A 3,393-nucleotide genomic window follows, 5' to 3' on the forward strand; every position below is an offset into this window, starting at 1 on the left:
AGCAACACCGGATCGGCCTTGCGGAAACCTTCCTTGAACGCCATCGACGCGGCGAGTTTGAACGCCATTTCCGACGAGTCGACGTCGTGGTACGAACCGAACACGAGTTTGGTCTTCACGCCGACCACCGGGAAGCCCGCGAGCGGACCGCTGGTGATGGTTTCGCGCAAGCCCTTCTCGACCGCCGGGATGAATTCCTTCGGAATCACGCCGCCGGTGATGTCGTTGATGAACAGGAAATCGTTCTCGACATCCTCGTGGGCGCGATCTTCCGCGGTCATCGGCGACAGCTCGATCACGACGTGGCCGTACTGACCCTTACCGCCCGACTGCTTGGCGTGCTTGTAGTCGGATTTGACGTCTTTGCGGCGGATGGTTTCGCGGTAGGCGACCTGCGGCTTGCCGACGTTCGCTTCGACGTTGAATTCGCGGCGCATGCGGTCGACGATGATGTCCAGATGCAGCTCGCCCATGCCGGCAATGATGGTCTGGCCGGATTCTTCGTCAGTACGCACGCGGAAGCTGGGGTCTTCCTGGGCCAGACGGCTCAGGGCGTTGCCCATCTTTTCCTGGTCGGACTTGGTCTTCGGCTCGACCGCCATCGAGATCACCGGCTCCGGGAAGCTCATGCGTTCGAGCACGATCGGGTTGTCGATGTTGCACAGGGTGTCACCCGTGGTGACGTCCTTCAGGCCCACCGCCGCGGCGATGTCGCCGGCCAGCACTTCCTTGATCTCGTCGCGGTTGTTGGAGTGCATCTGCAACAGACGGCCGATGCGCTCCTTCTTGCCCTTGACCGAGTTCAGCACCTGGTCGCCGGCGTTGAGGGTGCCGGAGTAGACGCGGAAGAAGGTCAGCGAGCCGACGAACGGGTCGGTCATGATCTTGAACGCGAGCGCCGAGAACGGGGCCTTGTCCGTGGATTCACGGGTCAGCTCCTTGCTTTCGTCGTCGACGTCCACGCCCTTCACCGGCGGAACGTCGGTCGGCGCCGGCAGCAGGTTGATCACGCCGTCGAGCATGGCCTGCACGCCCTTGTTCTTGAACGCGCTGCCGCAATACATCGGCACGATCTCGGTCTTCAGGGTGCGCTCGCGCAGACCCTTGACGATCTCGTCCTCGGACAGCTCGCCTTCGGACAGGTACTTGTCCATCAACTCTTCGCTGGCCTCGGCGGCGGATTCGACCATGTACGAACGCGCTTCTTCCGACTCCGCCTGCAGCTCGGCCGGGATGTCGCGGTATTCGAAGTTCAGGCCCTGCGAGGCGACATCCCAGTGGATCGCCTTCATCTTCAGCAGGTCGACCACGCCCTCGAAGCCGTCCTCGGCGCCGATCGGCACCTGCATCGGCACCGGCGCGGCGCCCAGACGCGCCTTCAGCTGGTCGCGCACCTTGTTGAAGTTGGCACCGGTGCGGTCCATCTTGTTGACGAACGCGATGCGCGGCACGTGGTACTTGTTGGCCTGGCGCCACACCGTCTCGGACTGCGGCTGCACGCCGCCCACCGCGCACAGCACGAACACCGCGCCGTCGAGCACGCGCAGCGAACGTTCGACTTCGATGGTGAAGTCGACGTGCCCGGGGGTGTCGATGATGTTGAAACGGTGCTCCGGCAGGGACTTGTCCATGCCCTTCCAGAACGCGGTGGTGGCGGCGGACTGGATCGTGATGCCACGCTCCTGTTCCTGCTCCATCCAGTCCATGGTGGCGGCACCGTCGTGCACTTCACCGATCTTGTGGCTCTTGCCGGTGTAGAACAGGATGCGCTCGGACGTGGTGGTCTTGCCGGCATCGATGTGGGCCATGATGCCGAAGTTGCGGTAACGCTCGATGGGAGTATTGCGGGCCACGGGAGCCTCTCAATGATTTCTGGATTCGGGATGGCCGAACGCCGCCCGATGGCGGCTTTCGGTGAGCGCCTGCATTGGCGCGCCTGCTGTCACGGCCTTGGGGGCCGTCGCGTCAATAACGCGCGGATCACCAGCGGTAGTGGGCGAACGCCTTGTTGGCGTCGGCCATGCGGTGGGTTTCCTCGCGCTTCTTGATCGCGCCGCCGCGGTTCTCGGACGCATCCAGCAACTCGCCGGCCAGCTTGCGCGGCATCGAGTTCTCGCCGCGCTTGCGCGCCGCTTCGATCAGCCAGCGCATCGCCAGCGCCATGCGGCGGGATGAGCGCACCTCGACTGGAACCTGATAGGTGGCACCACCGACGCGGCGCGACTTGACCTCGACCGACGGCGACACGTTGCCGAGCGCCTTCTCGACCAGTTCCAACGGGTTGGCGTTCTTTTCGCCGATCACATCCATCGCGCCGTAGACGATCTTTTCAGCGATCGACTTCTTGCCACTCTGCATGACCATGTTGATGAAGCGGGCGATGGTTTCGCTTCCGTGCTTGGGATCCGGCAGCACCGAGCGCTGTGGAGTATTGCCTTTACGAGACATGATGGTTCGCCTGACTCAAATTCACTTGTGGATGGCGCCCCCGCACGCGGCGGCACCTGCGGTATCGGGCCTTTTGCCCGCGCGGATTACTTCTTCGGACGCTTGGCGCCGTACTTGGAGCGCGACTGCTTGCGCTTGGCCACGCCGGCGGCGTCCAGCGAACCGCGCACGGTGTGGTAGCGCACGCCCGGCAGGTCCTTGACGCGACCGCCGCGGATCAGCACCACGCTGTGCTCCTGCAGGTTGTGGCCTTCGCCGCCAATGTACGAGATGACCTCGTAGCCGTTGGTCAGGCGTACCTTGGCCACCTTGCGAAGCGCGGAGTTCGGCTTCTTCGGGGTGGTGGTGTAGACGCGCGTGCACACGCCACGACGCTGCGGGCAGTTGGCCAGCGCGGGTGAATTGCTCTTGTAGGTTTCCGGGCTGCGCGACTTGCGCACCAGCTGGTTGATCGTTGCCATTTCGGGGCTCTGTTGGTGGGCCTTCGACCCGTTTCTGTGATGACCCTTCGGCCCGCCTTTCAGACGGATTTCCGGATCATTCGGACACAAGGCCGCCCGATTGCAGATGCAATTCGGACGGCCAGACGAAAAAGTATAACCTGCGCTCGATCCTTCGATCAAACGTAGGTCATACCGTTGCAACCTCCCGGCCTCCGGCGTGGCCTTCGGCGTTCGGCTGCTTGCCTGCGATCCCGTCCGTCCTGGACCCAAGACGAGGCGCGTCCTGCGACCTCATTTGGTGATCTGGATGGCGCGAAGGCCATCGAAAACGCTGCAATTCTACCTGCCGATACAGGCATCGGCAAGTCCACCAGCCCGGCACCCGGCCGGGCTAGGTGGATTCGACTCAGTCGGCCGACACCTGCGACTGCTCGCCGCCAGCCGCCGCCTCGCCCGACAAGGTGGCGAGTTCGGCCTCGGTGACGCCGCTTGCAGCGCGCCG

At 63.8% G+C, this 3,393-nt stretch carries 3 protein-coding genes; all 3 read right to left on the reverse strand.

Annotation, left to right across the window (positions count from 1 at the left end):
• Positions 1–1,853, reverse strand: a 1,853-nt coding sequence (gene fusA / locus IT472_RS08400; protein ID WP_297180809.1) for an elongation factor G, incomplete at its 3' end; no start/stop codon positions are given.
• 127 nt (positions 1,854–1,980) lie between these two features.
• Complete coding sequence (rpsG, locus tag IT472_RS08405) at positions 1,981–2,448, reverse strand: 30S ribosomal protein S7 (protein ID WP_297180811.1); 468 nt, start codon at positions 2,446–2,448, stop codon at positions 1,981–1,983.
• 86 nt (positions 2,449–2,534) lie between these two features.
• Complete coding sequence (rpsL, locus tag IT472_RS08410) at positions 2,535–2,909, reverse strand: 30S ribosomal protein S12 (protein ID WP_297180813.1); 375 nt, start codon at positions 2,907–2,909, stop codon at positions 2,535–2,537.
• Positions 2,910–3,393: the final 484 nt, after the last annotated feature.

Origin of the sequence: Thermomonas sp. (assembly GCF_020850895.1) — a bacterium.
Classification (GTDB): domain Bacteria; phylum Pseudomonadota; class Gammaproteobacteria; order Xanthomonadales; family Xanthomonadaceae; genus Thermomonas.

Excerpts from the sequence above, each read along its gene's own strand:
- rpsG (WP_297180811.1), bottom strand. The coding sequence starts at position 2,448 with ATGTCTCGTAAAGGCAATACTCCACAGCGCTCGGTGCTGCCGGATCCC.
- rpsL (WP_297180813.1), bottom strand. The coding sequence starts at position 2,909 with ATGGCAACGATCAACCAGCTGGTGCGCAAGTCGCGCAGCCCGGAAACC.